This is a genomic window from Sphingobium sp. EP60837, from assembly GCF_001658005.1.
Classification (GTDB): domain Bacteria; phylum Pseudomonadota; class Alphaproteobacteria; order Sphingomonadales; family Sphingomonadaceae; genus Sphingobium; species Sphingobium tyrosinilyticum.
This window is the reverse complement of record NZ_CP015986.1, coordinates 1,859,981-1,882,840: the sequence shown is the minus strand read 5'-3', so window position 1 is coordinate 1,882,840 and position 22,860 is coordinate 1,859,981. Positions and strand designations below refer to the sequence as shown.

Annotated in this window: 27 protein-coding genes; 13 read left to right on the top strand and 14 right to left on the bottom strand. The window is 62.1% G+C overall.

Annotated elements, in window-relative coordinates; all coding sequences use genetic code 11:
• The first annotated feature begins 87 nt into the window (after positions 1 to 87).
• The 3 genes from EP837_RS09120 to EP837_RS09110 all read left to right on the top strand — a co-directional run bounded on the left by EP837_RS09120 (position 88) and on the right by EP837_RS09110 (position 2,374).
• Positions 88 to 939, top strand: a complete 852-nt coding sequence (locus EP837_RS09120; protein WP_225870525.1) for an RcnB family protein — start codon at positions 88 to 90, stop codon at positions 937 to 939.
• Positions 940 to 1,036: 97 nt separating this feature from the next.
• Complete coding sequence (locus tag EP837_RS09115; protein WP_066529078.1) at positions 1,037 to 1,714, top strand: 2OG-Fe(II) oxygenase; 678 nt, start codon at positions 1,037 to 1,039, stop codon at positions 1,712 to 1,714.
• Positions 1,715 to 1,900: 186 nt separating this feature from the next.
• The gene (locus EP837_RS09110; RefSeq protein WP_066526633.1) at positions 1,901 to 2,374 is read left to right on the top strand and encodes an RcnB family protein; all 474 of its coding nucleotides are present in this window, start codon (positions 1,901 to 1,903) and stop codon (positions 2,372 to 2,374) included.
• Positions 2,375 to 2,624: 250 nt separating this feature from the next.
• Here the strand turns inward: EP837_RS09110 and EP837_RS09105 are convergent, their stop codons facing one another.
• On the bottom strand, positions 2,625 to 4,202 hold the full coding sequence (locus EP837_RS09105; protein WP_066526631.1) for a lysine--tRNA ligase: 1,578 nt from the start codon (positions 4,200 to 4,202) through the stop codon (positions 2,625 to 2,627).
• Between the two features lie 200 nt (positions 4,203 to 4,402).
• On the opposite strand from EP837_RS09105, the gene EP837_RS09100 reads away from it, so the two are divergent.
• The 3 genes from EP837_RS09100 to EP837_RS09090 are packed head-to-tail and all read left to right on the top strand — an operon-like array spanning position 4,403 to position 8,227.
• Positions 4,403 to 7,153: an ATP-dependent DNA helicase gene (locus EP837_RS09100; protein WP_066526629.1), complete on the top strand. Its 2,751-nt coding sequence runs from the start codon at positions 4,403 to 4,405 to the stop codon at positions 7,151 to 7,153.
• Positions 7,150 to 7,692: a SixA phosphatase family protein gene (locus EP837_RS09095; protein ID WP_066526627.1), complete on the top strand. Its 543-nt coding sequence runs from the start codon at positions 7,150 to 7,152 to the stop codon at positions 7,690 to 7,692. The genes EP837_RS09100 and EP837_RS09095 overlap by 4 nt, the downstream gene beginning before the upstream one ends.
• Positions 7,661 to 8,227, top strand: coding sequence for a GNAT family N-acetyltransferase (locus tag EP837_RS09090; RefSeq protein WP_443019109.1), 567 nt, complete (start codon positions 7,661 to 7,663; stop codon positions 8,225 to 8,227). Before EP837_RS09095 ends, EP837_RS09090 begins: the two co-directional genes overlap by 32 nt.
• Positions 8,228 to 8,229: 2 nt before the next feature.
• Here EP837_RS09090 and EP837_RS09085 read toward each other — a convergent pair whose 3' ends face one another.
• The 5 genes from EP837_RS09085 to rpmF all read right to left on the bottom strand — a co-directional run bounded on the left by EP837_RS09085 (position 8,230) and on the right by rpmF (position 11,332).
• A complete protein-coding gene (locus EP837_RS09085) occupies positions 8,230 to 8,601 on the bottom strand; it encodes a MerR family transcriptional regulator (protein WP_066526622.1) in 372 nt (123 codons plus the stop codon).
• Positions 8,602 to 8,674: 73 nt separating this feature from the next.
• A complete protein-coding gene (gene ihfA / locus EP837_RS09080; RefSeq protein WP_066526619.1) occupies positions 8,675 to 8,971 on the bottom strand; it encodes an integration host factor subunit alpha in 297 nt (98 codons plus the stop codon).
• Between the two features lie 125 nt (positions 8,972 to 9,096).
• Positions 9,097 to 10,065, bottom strand: coding sequence for a beta-ketoacyl-ACP synthase III (locus EP837_RS09075; RefSeq protein ID WP_066526617.1), 969 nt, complete (start codon positions 10,063 to 10,065; stop codon positions 9,097 to 9,099).
• On the bottom strand, positions 10,062 to 11,087 hold the full coding sequence (gene plsX, locus EP837_RS09070; RefSeq protein ID WP_066526615.1) for a phosphate acyltransferase PlsX: 1,026 nt from the start codon (positions 11,085 to 11,087) through the stop codon (positions 10,062 to 10,064). Before plsX ends, EP837_RS09075 begins: the two co-directional genes overlap by 4 nt.
• Before the next feature lie 65 nt (positions 11,088 to 11,152).
• The gene (gene rpmF / locus EP837_RS20430; protein ID WP_082919594.1) at positions 11,153 to 11,332 is read right to left on the bottom strand and encodes a 50S ribosomal protein L32; all 180 of its coding nucleotides are present in this window, start codon (positions 11,330 to 11,332) and stop codon (positions 11,153 to 11,155) included.
• Between the two features lie 210 nt (positions 11,333 to 11,542).
• Between rpmF and EP837_RS09060 the strand changes: the two genes are divergently transcribed.
• On the top strand, positions 11,543 to 11,971 hold the full coding sequence (locus tag EP837_RS09060) for an MAPEG family protein (RefSeq protein WP_066526613.1): 429 nt from the start codon (positions 11,543 to 11,545) through the stop codon (positions 11,969 to 11,971).
• A gap of 4 nt (positions 11,972 to 11,975) precedes the next feature.
• Here EP837_RS09060 and EP837_RS09055 read toward each other — a convergent pair whose 3' ends face one another.
• From EP837_RS09055 to EP837_RS09040, 4 genes are read right to left on the bottom strand one after another with little or no spacing between them, the layout of a single operon-like run.
• Positions 11,976 to 12,632 carry an MBL fold metallo-hydrolase gene (locus EP837_RS09055; RefSeq protein ID WP_066529076.1) on the bottom strand — a complete coding sequence of 219 codons (657 nt, stop codon included), beginning with the start codon at positions 12,630 to 12,632 and terminating at the stop codon, positions 11,976 to 11,978.
• 39 nt (positions 12,633 to 12,671) lie between these two features.
• Entirely contained in the window at positions 12,672 to 13,097 is a 426-nt protein-coding gene (locus EP837_RS09050; RefSeq protein ID WP_066526610.1) for an RrF2 family transcriptional regulator, read from the bottom strand.
• 51 nt (positions 13,098 to 13,148) lie between these two features.
• A complete protein-coding gene (locus tag EP837_RS09045) occupies positions 13,149 to 13,505 on the bottom strand; it encodes an ArsC family reductase (RefSeq protein WP_066526608.1) in 357 nt (118 codons plus the stop codon).
• A 5-nt stretch (positions 13,506 to 13,510) separates the two neighbouring features.
• Positions 13,511 to 13,891 carry a RidA family protein gene (locus tag EP837_RS09040; RefSeq protein ID WP_066529071.1) on the bottom strand — a complete coding sequence of 127 codons (381 nt, stop codon included), beginning with the start codon at positions 13,889 to 13,891 and terminating at the stop codon, positions 13,511 to 13,513.
• Positions 13,892 to 14,027: 136 nt separating this feature from the next.
• On the opposite strand from EP837_RS09040, the gene EP837_RS09035 reads away from it, so the two are divergent.
• On the top strand, positions 14,028 to 14,333 hold the full coding sequence (locus EP837_RS09035; protein ID WP_066526607.1) for a hypothetical protein: 306 nt from the start codon (positions 14,028 to 14,030) through the stop codon (positions 14,331 to 14,333).
• 138 nt (positions 14,334 to 14,471) lie between these two features.
• On the top strand, positions 14,472 to 14,930 hold the full coding sequence (locus tag EP837_RS09030; RefSeq protein WP_082919593.1) for a thermonuclease family protein: 459 nt from the start codon (positions 14,472 to 14,474) through the stop codon (positions 14,928 to 14,930).
• Here EP837_RS09030 and EP837_RS09025 read toward each other — a convergent pair.
• The 3 genes from EP837_RS09025 to EP837_RS09015 form a co-directional block, all read right to left on the bottom strand.
• Positions 14,927 to 15,469, bottom strand: coding sequence for a glycine zipper 2TM domain-containing protein (locus EP837_RS09025; RefSeq protein WP_066526605.1), 543 nt, complete (start codon positions 15,467 to 15,469; stop codon positions 14,927 to 14,929). The genes EP837_RS09030 and EP837_RS09025 overlap by 4 nt on opposite strands.
• A gap of 381 nt (positions 15,470 to 15,850) precedes the next feature.
• Positions 15,851 to 16,057, bottom strand: coding sequence for a YegP family protein (locus EP837_RS22015; RefSeq protein ID WP_066526603.1), 207 nt, complete (start codon positions 16,055 to 16,057; stop codon positions 15,851 to 15,853).
• A gap of 165 nt (positions 16,058 to 16,222) precedes the next feature.
• On the bottom strand, positions 16,223 to 17,278 hold the full coding sequence (locus tag EP837_RS09015; RefSeq protein ID WP_066526600.1) for a ribonucleotide-diphosphate reductase subunit beta: 1,056 nt from the start codon (positions 17,276 to 17,278) through the stop codon (positions 16,223 to 16,225).
• 87 nt (positions 17,279 to 17,365) lie between these two features.
• Here EP837_RS09015 and EP837_RS09010 point away from each other — a divergent pair, with 87 nt between their 5' ends.
• Positions 17,366 to 17,620: a DUF2171 domain-containing protein gene (locus EP837_RS09010; RefSeq protein ID WP_066529065.1), complete on the top strand. Its 255-nt coding sequence runs from the start codon at positions 17,366 to 17,368 to the stop codon at positions 17,618 to 17,620.
• Between the two features lie 64 nt (positions 17,621 to 17,684).
• Here the strand turns inward: EP837_RS09010 and EP837_RS09005 are convergent, their stop codons facing one another.
• The gene (locus EP837_RS09005; protein WP_066526598.1) at positions 17,685 to 19,613 is read right to left on the bottom strand and encodes a ribonucleoside-diphosphate reductase subunit alpha; all 1,929 of its coding nucleotides are present in this window, start codon (positions 19,611 to 19,613) and stop codon (positions 17,685 to 17,687) included.
• Positions 19,614 to 20,133: 520 nt separating this feature from the next.
• On the opposite strand from EP837_RS09005, the gene EP837_RS09000 reads away from it, so the two are divergent.
• The 3 genes from EP837_RS09000 (at position 20,134) to EP837_RS08990 (ending at position 22,858) form a co-directional block, all read left to right on the top strand.
• Positions 20,134 to 20,778 carry a glutathione S-transferase family protein gene (locus tag EP837_RS09000; protein ID WP_066526595.1) on the top strand — a complete coding sequence of 215 codons (645 nt, stop codon included), beginning with the start codon at positions 20,134 to 20,136 and terminating at the stop codon, positions 20,776 to 20,778.
• Positions 20,779 to 20,864: 86 nt separating this feature from the next.
• Positions 20,865 to 22,385, top strand: coding sequence for a fumarate hydratase (locus EP837_RS08995; RefSeq protein WP_066526593.1), 1,521 nt, complete (start codon positions 20,865 to 20,867; stop codon positions 22,383 to 22,385).
• Positions 22,382 to 22,858: an endonuclease domain-containing protein gene (locus EP837_RS08990; RefSeq protein WP_443019108.1), complete on the top strand. Its 477-nt coding sequence runs from the start codon at positions 22,382 to 22,384 to the stop codon at positions 22,856 to 22,858. The genes EP837_RS08995 and EP837_RS08990 overlap by 4 nt, the downstream gene beginning before the upstream one ends.
• Positions 22,859 to 22,860: the final 2 nt, after the last annotated feature.

Sequence of the window (22,860 nt, the reverse complement as noted above, 5' to 3'; positions counted from 1 at the left end):
CTGACAGGCAAGTTCAGCCTCACGACATGACGACGGTAATAAAAAAGCAACATGCGGGGCATGGCGCCCCTTTGGAAAGCGAAGATCATGTTGAAGAAAATGATGTTGGCAGGGCTGATGACCGCGACGGTCCTGGGCGGGATCGCTCCGGCCTATGCCCAAGGTAGAGAGGATGGCTGGCGCGGCCGTGGCGACGAACGCGCGGCGCGTCAGGACGGCGATGGCCCCCGTAGTCGCGACGCAACGCGCGAACAGCGAGGCGATGACAGCAGGCGCGATCAAGCGGGCCAGCGCTGGCAGCAGCGTCAGGTGGATCGCGGGCAGATCCAAACGGAGCAGCCGCGACCTGACCGTCAATGGCGCAGGGGCGAAGCGCGTGGCGATGCGGCTCGCGATGCATCGCGCAACGAAACCCGCATCAGGCAGCAGGCGGAGACCCAGCGGCCGCAATGGCGGGATGATCGCCGCTCCGGTGATCGCCCCGACTGGCGCGACAATCGCCAAACGCAGCGGCCCGAATGGCGTGATAATCGCCGGGATGATCGCCTGAGCAGCGGCAATCATTGGCGGGGCAGCCTGGCTAATCCACGCCGGTTTGATGACCGTACGCGCTGGAACGGCCAGCGGCGTTGGGACAATGGCTGGCGGCAGGATCGCCGTTATGACTGGTACAGCTACCGCTCACGTTATGGCGACCGCTACCGGGCGGGTCGCTACTATGCGCCGCGCGGCTGGGACTACGGCTATACCCGTTTCTCGGTCGGCATCTTCCTTAATAGCTTGCTGTTCTCGAACAGTTACTGGATTGACGATCCCTATTCCTATCGTCTGCCCCCTGCCTATGGGACGCTGCGCTGGGTCCGCTATTATGATGATGCCTTGCTAGTCGATATACGCGACGGCTATGTCGTTGACGTGATCCACGATTTCTTCTGGTAAGGCGAAGATCGATCCTGCACGATCGATTGGGCTCGGAGCCAAGTGCTCCGGGCCCTTTTTATTTGCACAGATGAGGCCGCCGGGGCAGGAAACGCACATGACGGACGTGATCGATGACGGCGGCATCGCTTCTGACATTCGGGCGAGGATCGGCGAAGCGGTTCGCGCGAAGCTGGACCGTAATCCCATGGTCAGCCGAATCGATGCGCCAGGCCTGGAAATCTATGGCCGCCATCATTTCCTCGATGCGGAGGAGTGCGCCGCCCTGCGCGCGATGATCGATTCCGATGCGCAGCCTTCGACGCTCTTTTCGGGCAGCGCCAATTCCGACTATCGCACCAGCCATAGCTGCAATCTAAACCCTAGGGATGTCCTGGTGAGCCTTGTCAGCGACCGCATTTGTGCGCTTACGGGCCTGCCGCCGGATCATGGCGAAACGCTGCAGGGCCAGCGCTACGCCCTTGGCCAAGAGTATAAGGCGCATTGCGACTTCTTCCCCGTTACCGCAAATTACTGGCCAGCGATGATGAAGACGGGCGGCCAGCGCAGTTGGACCGCGATGATCTATCTATCTCCCGTCGAAACAGGCGGGGAAACGCATTTCCCTCATTGCGAATTCATGGTGCCGCCGGTCGAGGGCATGATCCTCATCTGGAACAATATGAAACCGGATGGCGCACCCAATCCCTTGAGCCTGCACGCTGCGCGGCCGGTGGAAAAGGGCATCAAATATGTCGTCACCAAATGGTTTCGGGAACGTCGCTGGACCGCCTGACGGAGGGCAGAGTTGTTCAGACGGACGATACAATTCGCGACATAAATGACTGATTCCTGACAGTCTCGTTCCCGCATGGTTCAGCGTGAGAGATGCATAAGCAATCCGTTGGCAGCGGAACCGGCCACAGGGACAAAGGTTAAATCCCCCGCTGGTTCAGTCCGCCAAGCTGATGGGAGAAGATATATGCGTAAGTTGATCATCCTCGGCCTGATCGCCGCCACAGCGATGCCGGGCGCCGTCATGGCCCAATCGCGTGGGGAGGTACGCGACAGCGCGCGTGACCTTCGTCAGGAACAGCGCGAACTGCGCGACGCGGAGCGCTATGGTAGCCGCCACGATGTGCGTGAGCAGCGCCGCGATGTGCGCGACGCGCGTCAGGAATTGCGGGAAGATTGGCGCGACTATCGCCGCTCGCACCGTGACGTTTATCGCGGCGGTAACTGGCGGGCTCCTTTCCGCTACAATCGCTGGGAAGCAGGGTCGCAGCTCCGCCCGAGCTACTACAGCTCGCGCTATTATATCAGCGATCCCTATCGTTATCGCCTGCCGCGTCCCAACAACCCCAATTTGCGGTGGGTAAGGCACTATAATGACGTGCTGCTGGTGAACGTCCGCAGCGGCCGCGTCATGGAAGTCCATCGTGGCTTTTTCTGGTAAAGAAGACGTTTGAGTAAATGAAACGGCCCCTGGTTTCCGGGGGCCGTTTTCTTTGCGCAACTCAGCCACGCTTGCGCATGTCAGCCAAGTTCGGCCCCAGGAACGCTCTAGTTGTTTGACGGAAACCCCTTGGCCGCGCCGCTCGTCTCCGAGCAGGCGCGGCCGATGACGCGCGCAAGGCACGCCATCAGTCCGAAAGGGGGTGGACCAGAAGAAAAACGCTCCGGCTGTTCGAATGTTCCGATCGGGCTCAGCCGAGCGCTTCGGCGATCAGGCGGCGGCTATTTTCAATGCCATACAATGCGATGAAGCTGCCCATGCGAGGGCCCTGATCCGCGCCCAGCAGCGTCTGGTACAACGCCCTGAACCAGTCTCTCAGCTCGGCAAAGCCATAGGCTTCATCTTTGCCCAGCGCATAAACGATGTTCTGGATATCCTCCGCGCTCGCGCCTGTCGGCAGCGCCGCCAGTTCCTCATCCAGCTTCCGCAGGGCAGCGGCCTCGTTCGCCTCGGGCGCGCGCCGCTTAAGCGTCGGCGCAACGAAATCACGATGATAGGCCAGCGCATGACCGATCAGCGCATCCAGTTCCGGATAGGTTTCCGCACTGGCGTCCGCGACATAATTCTGGAGATAGCCCCATACCTGCTCACGGCTGGCATCGCCCATCACCCCCACCAGGTTCAGCAGCAGGCCGAAAGTGACCGGCAGCTTACCCTCGGGCAGCTTCCCGTCATGGATATGATGAACCGGGTTACCGAGCTGCTGCTCGATCGCCTGATTAGGATAATTGCCGCGGAACTGCCAATATTCGTCCACCGCGCGGGGAATGACGCCCATGTGCAGCTGCTTGGCCTTTTTCGGTTCCCGATAGGCGTAGAAGGCGAGGCTTTCCTGCGGTCCATAGGTCAGCCACTGCTCGAGGCTTAGACCATTGCCCTTAGATTTTGAGATTTTCTCGCCCTTCTCGTCGAGGAACATCTCATAGTTGAAGCCTTCCGGCGGCCGCGCCCCGAGCGCGCGGCAGATCTTCGACGATTGCGTCACCGAATCGATCAGGTCCTTGCCCGCCATTTCATAATCGACGCCCAGCGCAACCCAGCGCATCGCCCAATCGACCTTCCACTGCAGCTTAGCACCGCCGGAGAGGATCGACTGCTCGATCACTTCGCCCTCATCCTCGAAACGGACGAGGCCGGCGTCGGCGTCCAGCACCTCGACCGGCACCTGCAACACGATGCCGCTCTTGGGGCTGATCGGCAGCACGGGCGAATAGGTCGCCTGCCGCTCCTTGCGCAGGGTCGGCAGCATGATGTCCATGATGTCCTGATAATGGCGCAGGACATTCTTCAGCGCGTCATCAAACGCGCCCGATCGATAGCGGTCGGTGGCCGATACGAACTCGTAATCGAAGCCAAAGCGGTCGAGAAACGCGCGCAGCATCGCATTATTGTGATGCGCGAAGCTTTCGAACTTCTCGAACGGATCGGGCACCTGGGTGAGTGGCTTGCCTAGATACTCGGTCAGCATCGCCTGGTTGGGCACATTGTCCGGCACCTTGCGCAGACCATCCATGTCATCGCTGAACGCAATCAGGCGCGTCGGAATATCCGACAGCGCATGATAGGCGTTGCGAACCATCGTGGTGCGCAGCACTTCGTTGAATGTTCCGATATGCGGCAGGCCCGACGGACCATAGCCCGTTTCGAACAGGATGTGCCCCTTTTCAGGTGCGCCGTTTTGGTAGCGCTTGAGCAACTTGCGCGCTTCTTCATAGGGCCAGGCCTTGGACGCCTGCGCGGCGGGGCGGAGAGTTTCGGAGACAGTCATGATGCACAGCCCCTAACCCCGCACGGGCGGAAAGGAAACGGCATTTCCACGCAGCAGAAGTCACGTCGCCTTCGGCATGATGAATGATAGAAACGGACAGCATGGGACGCGTTGGCCGAATGCCGATGATCTGGCCCCGCATCAGATGAACTGATCCATTTTCAGTTTTCCTTTTGTTCCTGCTCGCCTAAGCCGGACGGGTGATCGATCCTGCCGCCTTGCCTTCCCTTCACGCCAGCCATGGTGGCATCTGGCTGCGCGAAGGTGGCCGGACGCAGGCGATAGCCAAGGGAATGGCGATCGCCCGCGCGGCCGAGACGCCCACCTTGCTCCTCAACGCACCGCTTACCGGACAGCGCCTTGGTTACCCCGAGTTGAACGGCTTGGATCTGTTGGAGCTGTGGGCCTTTGTCCATCCCGCCCGGTTCCTCGTGCCGACCCCGAAAGGGCTCGCGGAAGCGCTAGGCCTGGAACGTCCGGCAACCGAGGCTGACATCCCGCAACTGCTGCAAAACGCGACGGCCGCGCTGCTCGCCACGCTCGAATCGCCGACCTGGCTGGAGCGGGAGGGCGGATGGACATCTGCACAGTCACTGCACCGCCTGCGCTGGCCTTGGGCGCCCCTCATCGCCCCACGCGTCGCCCGTCCTGCCGAAGCGGAGCGTTGGCTCTTTTCGCGCCTTCCGGAATGGGAGGAAACCCCGCCCCGGCCCGCCCCCCGCACCATCTCCCTCGACGAGCAAGCCGTACTCGACCAGCTTACGCATCTGACCGGCAGCGGAGCGGAAGCTCGCCCCGGCCAGCGTGCCTATGCAGCCGCGGCGGTCGAAAGCTTCCGGCCGCGCAAGCATCGCGATCAGCCCAACATGCTTCTGGCCGAAGCGGGGACGGGCATCGGCAAAACGCTAGGCTATCTCGCGCCAGCTTCCCTCTGGGCGTCGCAGGCGCAAGGCACCGTCTGGATATCCACCTATACCAAGGCGCTGCAACGTCAGCTCGATCGCGAATCCTTACGCCTCTTTCCCGATCCAGCCACGGCGGCTCGGCGTGTCGTGGTGCGGAAGGGGCGTGAAAACTACCTCTGCCTGCTGAACCTGGAGGACGCGCTCCAGGGCGGCTTTGCAGGGCGCGCCGCGATCCTGGCGCAATTGGTCGCCCGCTGGGCCGCGTTCAGCAAGGATGGCGACATGATCGGCGGCGACCTTCCTGGCTGGCTGCCGACGCTTTTTCGCCGCAATGGATCGACGGCGCTTACGGACCGGCGGGGGGAGTGCATCTATGCAGGCTGTCCGCATTACCGCAAATGCTTCATCGAGCGCTCCGCCCGCGCCTCCGCCGATGCGGATATCGTCATCGCCAATCATGCGCTCGTGATGATCAATGCCGCACGTGGCCGCGAGACGGGGCAGCGGCCGCAACGCATCATCTTTGACGAGGGCCATCATCTTTTCGATGCCGCCGATTCGACCTTCTCGGTCGCGCTGTCGGGACAAGAGGCGATCGAACTGCGCCGTTGGGTGATGGGGCCCGAAGGCAATGCGCGGGGCAGGCGTCGCGGCCTTGCGGCGCGCCTCTCTGACCTCGCCAGCTATGATGACGAAGGTGGCGAAGCGATCCGCGCTGCGGCTGATGCGGCGCGCGCTCTGCCTGCCGACGAATGGCTGAAGCGCATCGTGGCGGGCGAGCCTTTCGGACCAGTCGAGCAGTTACTCGCCGCGGTGCGGGGCACCGTCTATGCCCGCGCCGCAGATGTGGGTGAAGCGGACGCAGGCTATGGGCTGGAAACGGAACTCGCCGAGCCGGACGGCCCCCTGGTCGAAGCCGCGCATGAGGCGGCGCTGGCGCTCGACGGCCTTTTGCGCCCGCTCACGCGCCTTGCCAAACGGCTGGAAGCGGTGATCGAAGACGCGCCTGACTGGCTCGATGGAGCAGCCCGCGCCCGAATCGAAGGCGCGATCGCTTCGCTTGGGTGGCGGCGTGACTTGATCGCCGCCTGGCTGGCGCTGCTCGCCCGCATCGGCGGCCCGGCCGACGGTGACTTCGTCGATTGGATGACCGTCGATCGGATCGAGGGACGGGAATTCGACATCGGCATCCATCGCCACTGGCTTGACCCCACCCGGCCACTTGCCGAAACAGTGCTGAAGCCGGCACAGGGCGTGCTGGTCACTTCGGCGACGCTCAAGGGTGGCGGCGACTGGGACAATGCCGAAAGTCGCAGCGGCGCAACCCACCTGCCCCAGCGCGCCCAGCAGTTCGAAGCGCACAGCCCCTTCGATTATGCGGCGCGCGCCGAAGTTCTGATCGTCACCGACATCAAGCGCGGCGACATAGCTGCGCTCTCCGGCGCTTATGGCCGATTGATAGAGGCGGCGGGCGGCGGCACGCTCGGCCTATTCACCGCCATCCGCCGCCTGCGCGCGGTCCATGCCCGCATCGCCGATCGTCTCGCGCGGGCCGGTCTGCCGCTCTATGCCCAGCATGTCGATCCGATGGACACTGGCACGCTGATCGACATTTTCCGCGACGACCCTCGCGCCTCCTTGCTGGGCACCGACGCGCTGCGCGACGGCGTCGATGTGCCGGGCCATTCGCTGCGACTGGTAGTGATGGAGGGCGTGCCATGGTCCAAGCCTACCGTGCTGCACGCCGCCCGCCGCCTCGCAGGAGGAGGCGCTGCCTATGATGACCGGCTGATCCGCGCCCGGCTCGCCCAGGCATTTGGCCGCCTCATCCGCCGCGCCGAAGACCGGGGCAGCTTTGTCATCCTCTCGGCCGCCATGCCCAGCCGGTTGCTCAGCGCCTTCCCACCCGGCACGCCGATCCGCCGAGTGACACTGGACGAGGCGATCATAGCCGTCAGTGCTTATTCCCTCGCTGGCCTTGGCGATGGCATGGCGTTAGGGCTTCAGGGAATCCAATCCGGCACCCACGACCTGGAGCGAAAATGAAGCGGTTGACCCTGTTGCGCCACGCCAAGTCCGACTGGGACGACCCGGTCGAGCGGGATTTCGACCGGCCGCTCAATCGACGCGGGGAGAAAGCGGCGTTGTTGATCGGTCAGTTCGCCCGCAGCCGCAAAATGCAGTTCGACCTCCTGGTCGCCTCCCCCGCGATGCGCGTCGTGCAGACGCTCGACACCTTTTTGGAAGGCTATAGCGATCCACTGGAGCCGCATTGGGACCGGCGCATCTACCTGGCATCCGTGGCGACGCTACTCGACCTCGTACGCGACCTTCCCGAAACGGCTGACAGCGCCATCATGGCGGGTCATAATCCCGGCCTTGAAGAATTGATCCTGGAACTGGTGCCCGATGATGGCGCCAGTCCGCTGCGCGAAGATGTGGAAGTCAAATTCCCAACCGCCAGCCTTGCCGTCCTCGACCTTGCCATCGATCGCTGGGCCGACGCCAAGCAGGATGTGGCAACGCTCGTCAGCTTCACTCGCCCACGGGATCTTGATCCGGCATTGGGGCCGGAAACCCGGTGAACGGGTCGATACGGTGACGCCGATTCACTGGCGAGAGGCTGTTCCGGGCGACGCGTCCGCGCTGTCACTGCTCGGCGGCGCCACCTTTATCACCAGCTTCGCGCATGACCATCCCGGACCAGCCTTGCTCGCGCACATTCGCACCGCTCATGCCGAAAGCTATTATCGAGCGGCGCTTGATGAGCCTACGCAACTGCTGCTGATCGGCGAAACGCCGCTCGGCGCGCCGGTGGGCTATGCCATGCTGACGCCACCCGACCTTCCTGTGCCCACGACCGAGCGGGACGATGTGGAGATCAAGCGCATCTACCTGCTTGGGCCTTGGCAAGGCGGCGGCCGGGGCGATCAGTTGATGGATCTGCTTGCCGATCATGCCCGGCAGCGCGGAGCCGAGCGCATGCTGCTCGCCGTATATCCGCAGAACGACCGTGCGCGCCGCTTCTACGCGCGGCACGGGTTTCACGAAATCGGCGAAACCACCTTCATGGTCGGCGACATGCCCTTCCGCGACCTCATCTATGCACGCACGCTCTGACGTCAGTCGCCGATTGCGCTGGCCAGCGCCGCTCTAATGGCCTGCAGGCGTTCCAGCAAATCCCCGCTCCTTTCCGCACCGACCGGCGCCGCAACAGGCGGTGGGCTGGCAGACAGCCTCTGATCCGCTGTCCCGCTGCCATCGGCCAGTGCCTTTTGTGCGCCTCGGACAGTGAAGCCTTCAACATTCAACAGATGATTGATGCGCCGTACCAGCGCGACGTCGGCAGGCCGGTAATAGCGGCGGTTGCCAGACCGCTGCAGCGGCCGCAATTGAGGGAAACGCGTTTCCCAATACCGCAATATATGCTGCGGAAGCCCCAGTTCCCCTGACAGCTCGCTGATGGTCAGGAATGCGCCCTCTGCCTTCTCCATGGTCACGATGTTGCACTCATCAGAGCGCAAAGGTCAACCATGGGAGGACAGGCAGGAATGCAGCGCGTGCGCTTCAGGAAGCGGCGACGCGGTCCCGCATCGTCTGGCTGGCGCGGAAGGTCAGCACCCGTCGCGGCTCGATCGGAACCTCGACACCTGTTTTGGGATTCCGCCCCATGCGCTGCGTCTTGTCGCGCAGCACGAAGGTGCCAAAACTCGAAATTTTCACATTTTCCCCGCGTTCCAGTGCAGAGGTCATGTGCTCCAATATGGATTCGATCAGGGCAGCCGCCTCCGATCGTGAGAGGCCGATGTGACGATTTACGCTTTCTGCGAGATCCGCACGCGTCAGGGTAGCATTGCCAGTCATCGAACGTCCCCAACTCCACCCGCCGGGTTGATGCGGATGAGAGTGGTAGATCCTGCGATAACCCGAGTGATTCGGCAAGATGAACTGTAGCAAAACCTCAAAGAATTCTGGCTATATCGAAGGGCTTACAGGCGCAAAAGGCATGCACCCCAGGTAAAGCCCCCACCCATCGCCTCCAGCACCAGCAAATCACCAGCTTTGATCCGACCGTCACGCATCGCCAGGTCAAGCGCCAATGGCACCGAAGCGGCGGATGTATTGGCATGCCGATCAACCGTCATCACCACCCGTTCCGGTGACAGCTTCAGCTTTCGCGCGGTCGCATCGAGGATGCGGGCATTGGCTTGGTGCGGGATCAGCCAGTCGATGTCGGATGCGCTGAGGCCCGCCAATTCCATGACTTCGGTCAGGACGGAGGCCAGATTCACCACCGCGTGACGGAACACTTCCTGCCCCTTCATGCGCAGCTTGCCGACGGTCCTGGTCGTTGAAGGGCCGCCATCGACATAGAGCAACTGGTTATGCCGTCCGTCAGCGTGCAGCTTGGCCGCCAGGATACCGCGCTTCCCATCGGCGCTTTCTTCCGCGCCCAGCACGATTGCTCCTGCGCCGTCCCCAAACAGAACGCAGGTCGTGCGATCTTCCCAATCCAGGATGCGGCTGAACGTCTCCGATCCGATCACCAGCGCGCGCTGCGCTGCGCCTGAACGGATCATGCTGTCAGCGACCGTGACCGCGTAAAGGAAGCCCGAGCAGACCGCCGCAACGTCAAAAGCGACGCAATCGTCTATGCCGAGCGCTGCCTGCACAATGGTGGCGCTGGCAGGAAAAGTCTGGTCCGGCGTGGCCGTCGCCAGGATGATGAGGTCGATGTCCTGCGCCGCGAGACCTGCAGCATCCAAGGCTGCCCTGGCCGCATCGGTCGCAAGGGTCGCCGTCGTCTCACCCTCACCGGCGATGTGCCGATTGCGAATGCCGGTACGTTCAACGATCCATTCGTCGCTGGTATCGACCGTCTGCGCCAATTCAGCGTTGCTGACTGCGCGGACCGGCAGAGCCGATCCCGTGCCCAGGAGGATGGATCTGCGGATCACTTTGCGGCGAGCTCCTGTTTGGACGCCGCGCCTGTCAGCGCGCTGACGCCCGCCATGTCAGCGGCGATACGCCGGGTGATATCTTCTTCCAGCAGCCGCGCGGCGACATGAACCGCATTCGCCACGCCCTTGTCATTGGCGCTGCCGTGACTCTTCACGACCACGCCATTCAGGCCCAGGAATACGGCGCCATTATGATTGTTAGGGTCGAGATGATGCTTTAGCAGATGCATCGCCGGCTTGGAAATGAGGAACCCGATTTTCGACCGGATAGAGCTGGTAAAAGCCGTGCGCAGCAAATCCGTGACGAAACGGGCGGTGCCCTCCGCCGTCTTGAGCGCGACATTGCCGGAGAAACCATCACTGACGATGACGTCCGCCTCGCCGCGGCCGATCTTGTCGCCCTCCGTGAAGCCTTCGAAAGACAGTGGGAGGCTGGTGGCGGCACGCAGCATAGCCGCCGCGTCGCGGATTTCCTCCGTGCCCTTCATCTCCTCGGTGCCGATATTCATCAGCCGAACGCGTGGACGTTCCAGATCGAAAGCGATGCGGGCATAAGCCGCACCCATCACTGCAAACTGAACGAGATTACGGGCGTCGCATTCCGTATTCGCGCCAAGGTCCAGCATGACTACGTCATTTGCGCCAAGCGTCGGCAACAGGGCAGCCAACGCCGGACGATCGACACCCGGCATGGTGCGCAGCGCAAGCTTGGCCATGGCCATTAGCGCGCCGGTATTGCCCGAGGAGACTGCAGCGCCCGCCTCGCCCGCTTTCACCGCCGCGATGGCCATGCTCATGGAGCTGGCCTTTTTGCGGATGGCGGCGCTGGGCTTATCCCCGGCAGCGACGACATCGCTGGCATGGACCACTTCGGACGCCGCGCGCAAGTTCGGGTGATGATCGAGCGCGGCCTTGATCCGCGTCTCATCTCCAAAAAGGGTGAAGCGCAGCCCTTCATGACGGTGACGGGCGAGCGCTACACCCGCCATCATCACGCGCACGCCTTCATCCCCGCCCATCGCGTCGATTGCGATTCGCGGTTGGCTAGACACTTCAGGACACCTTTGCAGGAGAGAGTGTGTCGTCAGGCCCCGACGGCAACGACTTCGCGGCCGTTATAATGACCGCAGCCTTCGCACAGATTATGCGGGCGCTTCAGTTCGCCACAGTTCGAGCATTCCTGGAACGCTTCGACGCGCAGCGCATCGTGGCTACGGCGCATGCCGCGACGGGACGGAGACGTTTTCCTCTTGGGGACAGCCATGTCGGCACCTTATTCCATAATTAAATCTGGTTGTGCGACTGGCCAGTATCCGATGGATGCCGACGCCACAGGCGCCGCAGACCCATGCGGCCCGGATGATCGCGAAGCCCTGCGCCTATAGCGCTTTTTGACCGAGGTGCAAGTCCTTCCTTGTTCCCAAACCATGGCCGTTTATTGTGCCGCCAACGGAAAGACGGGGAGAGACATGCGATGCTGTTGCCGATCACGCTGACCTTGGCCGCAGGCTGTGCGCTCCTCAACCTGTGGCTTGCCTTCCGCTGCGCCCGGATTCGCGTTGGCAGCAAGGCTTTGCATGGCGACGGCGGCGACCCTCTGCTCGCGCGGCGGATGCGGGCGCACGCCAACTTCACCGAATATACGCCGATCATCCTCATTCTCTTCGCCCTTATCGAGCTGGCGCTTGGCTCGCCGCTCTGGCTGTGGATCGGAGCTTTAGTCTATGTCGTGGCCCGCGCTGCGCATGGGATCGGCATGGACGCCGATCATCCCACCCTATGGCGTGCCGGTGGCGCGCTGCTCTCCTGGATCGTCACGGCCGCGCTGGCGGTGACCGCCCTCTACGTCGCCTATCACGCAACCCGCGCCGTGCCCGCCCCTCCAGCCATGGCCGCGCGCTAACGAATCAGGCGAGCACCGCGTCTCCCACAAAAGGATTGGTGCGGCGTTCATGCGCAAAATCGCTCATCGGTCCATGACCGGGTACGAAAGCGGTATCGCCGCCTAGCGGCCACAGCTTGCCGGTGATCGCATCGATCAGCTGCTGGTGATTACCCATGGGAAAGTCAGTCCGCCCGATCGATCCCTGGAACAGCACGTCGCCCACGATCGCCAGCTTGCTGGGGCCATGGTGGAAGACGACATGCCCCGGCGTGTGGCCGGGGCAATGATAGACGTCCAGCTCCAGTTCGCCGACGCGCACCTTGTCGCCATCGGTCAGCCAGCGGTCGGGCTCGAACAGTTGCCCGCGGATGCCGTAATTACGCCCGTCCTCCTCCAGCCGATTGATCCAGAAACGGTCCGCCTCATGCGGTCCTTCGATCGGCACGCCCAACTCCTTGGCCAGCATGCCCGCTTCGCCGCAATGGTCGATATGGCCGTGCGTCACGAGGATCTTCTCGATCGTCACGCCATGCTGCGCCGCCGCCGCCTTGAGCCGTGGCAGGTCGCCACCCGGATCGACAAACGCGCCCCGATTGGTAGCGGTGCACCAGAACAGCGTGCAATTCTGCTGCAATGGAGTGACAGGGATCAGCGCGGCTTTGAGCGGGGGTGTGGTCATGCCGCCCGATGTGGCGAAGCCCCGCGCCCGGCGCAAGAGCTAGACAGCGTCTTCCATCGCGAAGGGCTCCGCCAGGCTAATGCTGTCCAGCACCTTTGCCGTCTCGTCACGAACCCGAAGCATCACGCGATGAAGCCTGCATTCCGATTCGGGCAGGCAGTTAGTGCAGGTCTCATGCGCGAATCGGCTGGCGCAGGGCGTCAGCGCGAGCGATCCGCGCGTCAGCCGGACAATGTCACCATAGCTGACATCGACCGGAGCCAGCGCCAGCCAATATCCTCCGTCACGCCCGCGCTGCGTCGCGACCAGCCCTTCGCGCGACAGTTCCGACAGGATGACCGTCAGGAACTTCGCCGGGATATTTTGCCGCGTCGCGATCTCGTTCAGGGGTACTGGCCCCTGTCGGTAACGGTCGGCGAGATGTTGAAGCGCGCGGATGGCGTAACGGGTTTTCTGCGAAAGCATGTGCCTGTTATTCGCCCACCCGCCTCATTTGACAAGCCGCCGTTGCCGCCGTCAGGCTTTCGCCTTGTGTAGCGCCGCTTCATAGGTCGATGCCTTGAATCCGACGACGGTCTGCCCGCCCACATCCAGGATCGGCCGCTTGATCATCGACGGGTTGGCGCTCATCAACAGGATTGCCTTGTCGGCGTCGATATGCGCCTTGTCCCCGGCGTCCAGCGCCTTGAAGGTGGTGCCGGAGCGATTGAGGATGGTTTCCCACCCATGCTCCATCACCCATTCCTCCAGCTTCCCCTTGTCCACGCCAGACACCTTATAGTCGTGGAAGCTGTAGGCGACGCGCTCATTATCCAGGAAATTGCGCGCCTTCTTGATCGTGTCGCAATTTTTGATGCCATACATGGTGATCATGGGGGTCAGCCTTTAAACGCGGTGACTTCGATCTCGATCTTCATCTCTGGCTTGATGAGGCCCGTGATGATGCAGCTCGCCGCCGGGCGGATCTCGCCGAACACCGGGGCGGTCGCCTTGCCCAGTTCGTCCCAATAGGCCGGGTCGGTGATATAATAGGTCACCCGCACCACGTCGGCGAAGGAAAAGCCTGCGTCCTCCAGCGCCTTGCCGATGACCTTGAGCGCATTGACGCCCTGATCGACGACGCTTTCGGGCATCGCCTTCGTCTCCGGATCGGTCCCGGTGGTACCGGCGACGAAGCACCAGTCGCCCTGAACGACGGCGCGCGAATAGCCGACCTGCGCCTCGAAAGGCGAACCCGAGGAGATGAGTTTGCGGGACATGGGATTTCCTTCGAAAGGAGGAGCGGATGAAAGGATCGCGCGGCTCTTGCCCCCTGCTGCCGCTGCTGTCCAGCGCCTTTTGCCTGCCATGGAACGGGCGCCCGATTGATCGGTTGGGCAGGCAAGGAGACATGCCATGACCCAGGACGACAAGGACCGCTTCCCCGACCAGATCGAGGAAAATGACGAACAGAGGGACAGCGGAGCCCAGGCGCAGGACGTCGCCGACGACGCCCGCGTCCGCTCCACCGATCTGTCTGAAGACAGCGAGCGCGGCGGGCGGCCGAACCCCGCGCAGATCATTCCCGACGACACCCCCGACCTCGTCGAGCGGATGGAGGAAATGAACCGTTCCGGACGGATCGATAATGACGCCTTCGCCGGGGAACCGCAGATGGACGATGAGGAAGATTTCCTCGGCAATACAGAGGATGAGGAATAGGATGAAGCCTCGTCCGCGAGGCGCGGCGGCTATGGACGGGCCATCGCTCCATAAGCCCCTTCCCCGATCGCGCCATTCTGGCGAGAAGGTGGATCAGCTTCGCGCTGCAGCCGTGCCGGCATTGGGCAAAGCGGGAGCATGGCCACTCCCCTTCCCCAGCGCGCTGCGCTCGCCGCACTCGCCTTAACCGCCCTCCTCTTCTCCCCTGCCCAAGCAGCTTCATCTCAACAGCGCGATCCGCTGAGCGCGCAATTTGGCCTATGCGGCCGCAGCGTTCAGGCAGACAATTGCGTCATCGACGGCGACACATTCCGCATGGCGGGTGAAAAGGTACGGATCGCCGACATCGATACACCCGAAACCCACGGCGCGCGCTGCGGCGCGGAGGGCGCCCTGGGCAGGCAGGCGACGATGCGACTACAGGCGCTGCTCAATGCGGGGCCGTTCGCCGTTGCCAGCTATCAACGGGATCGGGATCGCTACGGCCGCCTGCTGCGCCTGGTCACGCGGCAGGGACAGTCGATCGGCGCACTGCTAGTGGCCGAGGGGCTGGCGCGTCCCTGGTCGGGGGCGCGCCAGCCTTGGTGCCGTAGTTAACGGCAGCTCACACTGCCGCGATCAATCTCGCGGCCGAGCAGCGCGCCCGCGCCGCCCCCGATCAGGATACCGGCCGTGTTTGAATAGCCACGGTCGATCTGGCTACCGAGCAATCCGCCCAGCGCCGCGCCGACGATCAGCCCGGTCGTTCCGTCCGAGCGGCGGCAATAATAGCGGTCATCATAACCACGATAGATGCGGGTCTGACGCGTCACGCGGATGGGCTCATAGCCGTCGCGATAATAGCGATCGGGGCGATAATAACGCCCATAGCGCGGGTCCGGCCGGTTCCAGTCATAATTATAAACGACGCGTCCCGGACGCTTCCAATGGCCTCTGTGACGGCCATTGTCGTGGCGGCCTTCGCGCTTCCAGTCGCGATCGTCACGGTCGCGCCAGTTGCCGTCCCGATCGCGATCCCGATCGCGCCACTCGCGATTATCGTCGCGGCCATAGCCCTGGGCCATGGCAACAGTGCCGGTCAGGGTCATCGCGCCGAGCGACAGCGCAGCGATTGTGCCTTTGAGGGTCATCTTCATGTTCTACTCCTTGCCATCTCTTGTCTGGCTGTGGAGCTAAACACTTCATCCCGCGTGGACGTTGCATGAACGGAACAAAACGTCGCGTTCAGCGGGGGGACAGGTGGCGGTGGTCGGTTCTCGTGAGCTTTGCGAAGTAGCGAAGTTCACACCGTTAATTGATGAAAAATGCCGGTGCTATTTTTCCTATTTCCCACAGATTGAAAGAGCCAGGAGACCCTAGCCTAAGGCAGGAGTTGTAGGACAGCGAAACAACACCCACTCGCTTAAGGGCTTCTTGCGATACACCTGCGAACGCAGTAGACCACTTGACCAAGGCAGAGCAGCCGGGTGGCACAAGGTAGAGGGTAGAGCCTAGTCGCTCCACCCTCGTTCTTTTGGCTATGCTGCTCTTAGGTCCGCGGTTGGCATCCACATCGGGCTGGTGTCGGACGCCTTCATAATGTCTATGCCGCGCTGACAATCGCTCTTGTTCGAATAACTTTCGCTACTCACCGCGATGGTCTTGCCGTTGGACGCTTCATAGGTCCAACGCCACAATCCCTTGATATCTCGGTAAATAAAATAGGATGGGTAGGTTCTTAGCATTTTAAGTACTCCGGCCGCCTTGGTTGCTTAAGGAGGCAGAAGGCTGTAGAACCCGAATAGCTGAGGGTTGGGTCTAAAGCTCTGCCCTGCCGACAGGGGCAGCGTTTCCTGTTCGGCCGAAAGGCGACGTCGCGCCAACGACGTCGCCTTTCGCTTTTCGCTAAATCACTCCGCCGCGATCCCCGCAGCCTTGAACATGTCCGGATCGCTCGCCTCGTCCACATTGGCGGCATCGCCCGCCTTCAGCTTCTTGCGGCGATCGAACGCGTCCCACACCTCGGTCCACTGGCCGCGCGTGGCGCCCTTGGAATATTCGGTTGCGCGGGTTTCGAAGAAGTTGGCGTGCTCCACACCATTCAGCAGCGGGGCGAGCCAGGGGAGCGGGTGGTCATCGATCATGTAGATGGGCTTGAGGCCCAGCTGCCCCAGGCGCCAGTCGGCGATGTAGCGGACATATTTCTTGATGTCCTTGGGCGTCATGCCGGGCACAGGACCCATTTCGAAGACGAGGTCGATGAACGCGTCCTCGATCCGCACCGTCTTCTGGCACATGTCCATGATGTCGTCCTTGACCGACGGGGTCAGGCAGTCGCGTTCCTTCACGAAGGCGTGGAACAGCTTGATGATGCCTTCGCAGTGCAGCGTCTCGTCGCGGACCGACCAGGTGACGATTTGGCCCATGCCCTTCATCTTGTTGAAGCGCGGGAAGTTCATCAGCATCGCGAAGCTGGCGAAGAGCTGCAGCCCTTCGGTAAAGCCGCCGAACATGGCCAGCGTCTTGGCGATATCCTCGTCCGTGTCGACGCCGAACTGGCTCAGATAGTCATGCTTATCCTTCATCTCCTTATACTGCATGAAGGCCGAATATTCGGTTTCGGGCATGCCGATCGTATCGAGCAGATGGCTGTAGGCGGCGATATGGACCGTTTCCATGTTGCTGAACGCGGTCAGCATCATCTTCACTTCGGTCGGCTTGAACACGCGGCCATATTTTTCGTGGTAGCAATCCTGCACTTCCACGTCCGCCTGGGTGAAGAAGCGGAAGATCTGCGTCAGCAGGTTGCGCTCATGGTCGGACAGCTTCTGCGCCCAATCGCGGCAATCCTCGCCCAGCGGCACTTCCTCGGGCAGCCAGTGCAGCTGCTGCTGGCGCTTCCAATATTCATAGGCCCAGGGATATTCGAAAGGCTTGTAAACCTTGCTGGCTTGCAGAAGGGGCATGGGTCGGCTCCGCGATTAATGGGTTAGCGCAACCTGTGCGCGCGCAGGGCGTTCAGACCCCGTCATTCCCGGCACAGGAGCAATATGATGGTTGATCTGAGCAGCATCAAGGAACATGCCGATATTATCGGCGCTGACGGCGTGCATGTCGGCACGGTCGATCATGTCGATGGCGACCGTATCAAGCTGATCAAGGCGGACAGCGGCGAAGGCAGTCATGCGGGACATCATCATTATATCAGCGAAGGACTGATCGCCGGGGTTGACGAGGATGGCACCGTAAGGCTGTCCGCTACAGGCGCCAACGCTGTCCTTTTCGAAGAGGAAGAGGACGAAGGCTGACGAATTCGGGAGCGATTGTGTGGGCGCGGCAGGGTTAACCGCCGCGCCCATCCCCCCCATTAGCTCATTGGCAGGCGAGGCATTCGTCATAGTCGGTGCTCCCGCCGGCCAGTTCGAACTTAGGCGCATCGATCGTATTGTCGGCTTCCACCCCGCCCGCGAAACCCGCGCGCTGCACCGACTTGGACCGCAGATAGTAGAGCGACTTGATGCCCAGCTCCCACGCGCGATAGTGGAGCATCAGCAGGTCCCATTTTTCCACATCCGCCGGGATGAACAGGTTCAGCGACTGCGCCTGGTCGATATAGGGCGTACGGTCGGCGGCCAGTTCGAGCAGCCAGCGCTGGTCGATTTCGAAGCTGGTCTTGAACGTGTCCTTTTCTTCCTGGCTGAGGAAGTCGAGATGCTGGACCGAACCGCCGCGCTCCAGGATCGAGTTCCAGACGTTGGTGCTGTCCTTCGATTTGTCGCGGAGGATCTTTTCCAGATAGGGGTTCTTCACCACGAAGCTGCCGGACAGCGTCTTGTGGGTGTAGATGTTGGCCGGGATCGGCTCGATGCAGGCCGAAGTGCCGCCGCAGATGATCGAGATCGACGCGGTGGGCGCAATCGCCATCTTGCAGCTGAACCGCTCCATGACGCCCATGTCGGCAGCGTCCGGGCACGGGCCGCGCTCGACCGCGAGCTGCATCGAGGCTTCGTTCACCTTCTCGTTGATATGCTTGAAGATGCGCAGGTTCCAGCTCTTGGCCATCGCCCCTTCGAAGGGAAGGCCCCGGGCCTGGAGGAAGGAGTGGAACCCCATCACCCCCAGGCCCACCGACCGTTCGCGCTCGGCGCTATATTTGGCCCGCGCCATTTCGTCCGGCGCTCGGTCGATATAGTCCTGCAGCACATTGTCGAGGAAGCGCATGACGTCCTCGACGAAAACGGGGTCCTTGTTCCATTCGTCCCAGGTTTCGAGGTTCAGGGACGAAAGGCAGCAGACCGCCGTCCGGTCATTGCCGAGATGGTCGCGACCCGTCGGCAAAGTGATTTCGGAACAGAGATTGGATGTCGATACCTTGAGGCCCAGGTCACGATGATGCTTGGGCATCGTGTTGTTCACGGTGTCGGAAAAGACGATATATGGCTCGCCGGTCGCCAGGCGGGTCTCCACCAGCTTCTGGAACAGGCTGCGCGCATCGACCTTGCCACGGACCGAACCGTCCTTGGGCGACTTCAGCGGGAATTCGGCGCCACTATGCACCGCTTCCATGAATTCGTCGGTCAACAGCACGCCATGGTGCAGGTTCAGCGCCTTGCGGTTGAAGTCGCCGCTGGGCTTGCGGATTTCCAGAAACTCCTCGATCTCCGGATGGGAGATGTCGAGATAGCAGGCCGCCGATCCGCGGCGCAGCGAGCCCTGGCTGATCGCCAGCGTCAGGCTGTCCATCACGCGGACGAAGGGGATGATGCCGCTGGTCTTGCCGTTAAGGCCCACCGGCTCGCCGATGCCGCGCACGCTGCCCCAATAGGTGCCGATGCCGCCGCCGCGCGAGGCCAGCCAGACATTCTCGTTCCAGGTGTTGACGATGCCTTCCAGGCTGTCGTCCACGCTGTTCAGATAGCAGCTGATCGGCAGGCCGCGCCCGGTGCCGCCGTTCGACAGAACGGGCGTCGCCGGCATGAACCAGAGGCGCGAAATATAGTCATAGACGCGCTGGGCGTGATCCTGGTCGTCGGCATAGGCGGCAGCCACGCGGGCGAACAGATCCTGATAGCTCTCACCGGGCAGCAGATAGCGGTCCTTGAGCGTATCCTTGCCGAACTCGGTCAGCAGCGCGTCACGGCTGTCATCCGTAACCACGTCAAACCTGCGCGCCTGGATCGAGGAAGAGGACGGCGCCTTTGCGGGCGCGGCTTTCTTCTTCTGCGCCACTGTTTCCACCACTTCGTCGATTACCGTCGCCACGTCATCTGCACCTGTTTGTTCGCTGTCACGAAAATCCATTCGAGCCCCCGAATGTTCATGTTTCGTTCGATTCGGTCAAGCCTTGTGATTAAGGCCGCCCGGATCCGCATCGGGGCTATCCAGCAGCGAGATCGCATGAGACAAAACGCCTCTCGTCCGAAAATGGTCCGGCCGGTGCAATCACAATCTGTTGGGTAACCCCCGTTAACCCGATACAAGGGATAGTGCCACAGCCTCACATGCTTGCAAGAGGATAAATGACGATATGGAGACTCCCTCCGTGCAGCGCTGACTCGCTTCATCGACATTCAACCACGTGGCATCGCAGCGACGCACGGACTTCTCTGGCTCTCGTAAAAGGCAAGAGGGACAATATGCGAACGAAAATAAATTTCGCTTGCCACGCAAATGCGTGAAACAGGTCAGAATGGATGCCCTTCTTTCACTATGGATAGGGGGTGGCCCCGCGATTATCCACAAGCTGCTGTGGATCAATATGTGGATAGATTGCCGGTGACGCACGCGTTGGGGCCACCGGAACATATGGGAGAGACTTCACATGATTCTCTATTATCATCCGCTGTCCTCCTATTGCTGGAAGGCATTGATCGCCCTCTATGAAAATGATGTGCCTTTCGAGCGCCATATGATGGAGGATCCAGGCGTCGCGGAAGCGTGGCTGACGCTCTGGCCGCTCGGCAAATTCCCTGTCCTGCGCGATGAGGCGCGGGACAGGACGCTCGCCGAAACCAGCATCATCATAGAATATCTGGACCAGCATTGCCCCGGCGCCTTCCGCGCGATCCCGCCTGACCCGGACGAGGCGATCGAGGTCCGCCTGATGGATCGGCTGTTCGACAATTATGTCATGACGCCGATGCAGGCCATCGTGGCCGACCGGCTCCGGCCGGATGACTCACATGATCCCTATGGGGTGGGTCAGGCGCGGCTGACGCTGGGCAAGGCGTATGCGCTGCTGGAGGATCGCATCGCCGGGCGCTACTGGGCGGCAGGGGACAGCTTCACCCTTGCCGACTGCGCCGCAGCCCCCGCGCTCTTCTACGCGGACAAGGTGGAGCCGATGCGCGGGGGCTTTCCAGCGCTCGCCGCCTATCTCGACCGGCTGGAGGCGCGGCCGAGCTTTGCCCGCGTGCTGAAGGAGAAGGAGCCATGGTGGCACATGTTCCCCTTTGCCAATGGATAGCTGGACTCAAGAGCGAATCCCCATTAGCCGCGCGGGCGAGGACCCGCCGTGCAGGGCGGGGCGTAAGATAGGGACATGAAGGCAAGATGACCGTCATCAAGACCGCCGACCTGATCGAGAGCGTTGCCGATGCGCTCCAGTTCATCAGCTATTATCATCCGATGGATTATATCCGCGCGCTGGGCACAGCCTATGAGGCGGAGGCCAATCCGGCAGCGAAGGACGCCATCGCCCAGATCCTGACCAACAGCCGCATGTGCGCCGAAGGGCATCGTCCGATCTGCCAGGACACGGGCATCGTCAATGTCTTCATCAAATGGGGCATGGACTGCCGCCTCGACGACAACAGCCGCTCCATGCAGGAAGTCGTCGATGAAGGCGTGCGTCGCGCTTACCTGAACCCCGAAAATCGCCTGCGCGCCTCGATCCTGCAGGACCCCGCCTTTTCGCGGGTCAATACGAAGGACAACACGCCCTGCGTCCTGAATGTCGAAATGGTGCCGGGCAACAAGGTCATCGTGGACGTCGCAGCCAAGGGCGGCGGCTCGGAGAACAAGACCAAGTTCAAGATGATGAACCCCAGCGATTCGATCGTCGATTGGGTGCTGGAGATGGTGCCGCAGATGGGCGCGGGCTGGTGTCCGCCCGGCATGCTGGGCATCGGCATCGGCGGCACCGCGGAAAAGGCGGTGGCGCTGGCGAAGGAGTCCCTCATGGACCCCATCGATATGGGCGAACTCAAGGCGCGCGGGCCTCAGAACAAGATCGAGGAACTTCGTATCGAGCTGTATGACAAGGTCAATGCGCTCGGCATCGGCGCACAGGGCCTGGGCGGCCTCGCCACCGTGCTCGACGTCAAGATCCACGACTATCCCTGCCATGCGGCGGGCAAGCCGGTGGCGATGATCCCCAATTGCGCCGCCACCCGCCACGCGCACTTCACGCTGGACGGATCGGGCCCCGCCTATCTGGAAGCGCCCAAGCTTTCCGAATGGCCGCAGGTCGATTGGAAGCCCAGCAAGGAAGCGATCCGCGTCGATCTGAACAATCTGACCCCCGAAGTCGTGCAGAGCTGGAAGCATGGCGACCGCCTGCTGCTCAATGGCAAGATGCTCACCGGCCGCGACGCCGCGCACAAGCGTATCGCCGACATGCTGGCCGCGGGCGAGCAGCTGCCGGTCGATTTCAAGGGTCGCGTCATCTATTATGTCGGCCCCGTAGATCCAGTCCGCGACGAGGTTGTCGGCCCGGCCGGTCCCACCACCGCGACCCGCATGGACAAGTTCATGGACATGATGCTGGAGCAGGGCCTAGCCGCCTGCGTCGGCAAGGCCGAACGCGGTCCGGCTGCGACAGATTCGATCGCCAAGCATAAGAGCGCCTATCTGATGGCGGTCGGCGGCGCGGCCTATCTGGTCGCCCGCGCGATCAAGGGCGCGAAGGTCGTCGGCTTCGAGGATCTTGGCATGGAAGCCATCTATGAATTTGATGTGCAGGACATGCCCGTCACCGTGGCCGTGGACAGCGAAGGGCAAAATGTCCACCGCCTCGCCCCGCTGGTCTGGCAGGAGAAGATCAAGAAGGAAGGTCTTCTCGAAAAGGCGTGACCGCGCAAATCCTCCCCATCGAAAGATGGGGAGGGGGACCGCTGAAGGCGGTGGAGGGGAAGAGCGCGATGCCGCCGAGCAGAAAGACGGTTGAGTTCGCGCGTAACCTGCGGCGAGTGATGTCTCCGCCAGAGGTCGCGCTATGGCAATGGCTGCGCTCGCGCCCACAAGGTATGAAGTTTAGAAGGCAGCATCCCGTCGGACCCTATGTGCCGGATTTCTACTGCGTCTCCGCTCGGCTCGCGGTCGAGGTGGACGGGAGCAGTCACGACCATGCCAGCCAGATCGCGCAGGACGAGCGCCGGGATGCGTGGCTGAAAGCGCAGGGCATCCGGATGCTGAGGATCAAAGCAGCCGATGTTCTCCAGAATCTCGAGAATGTGATGCTGCATATACTGAACCACTGCCGCGTCCTTCCCCTCCACCAGCCTGCGGCTGCTCCCTCTCCCCGTGCCGCGCATGGGGAGGATTAAGC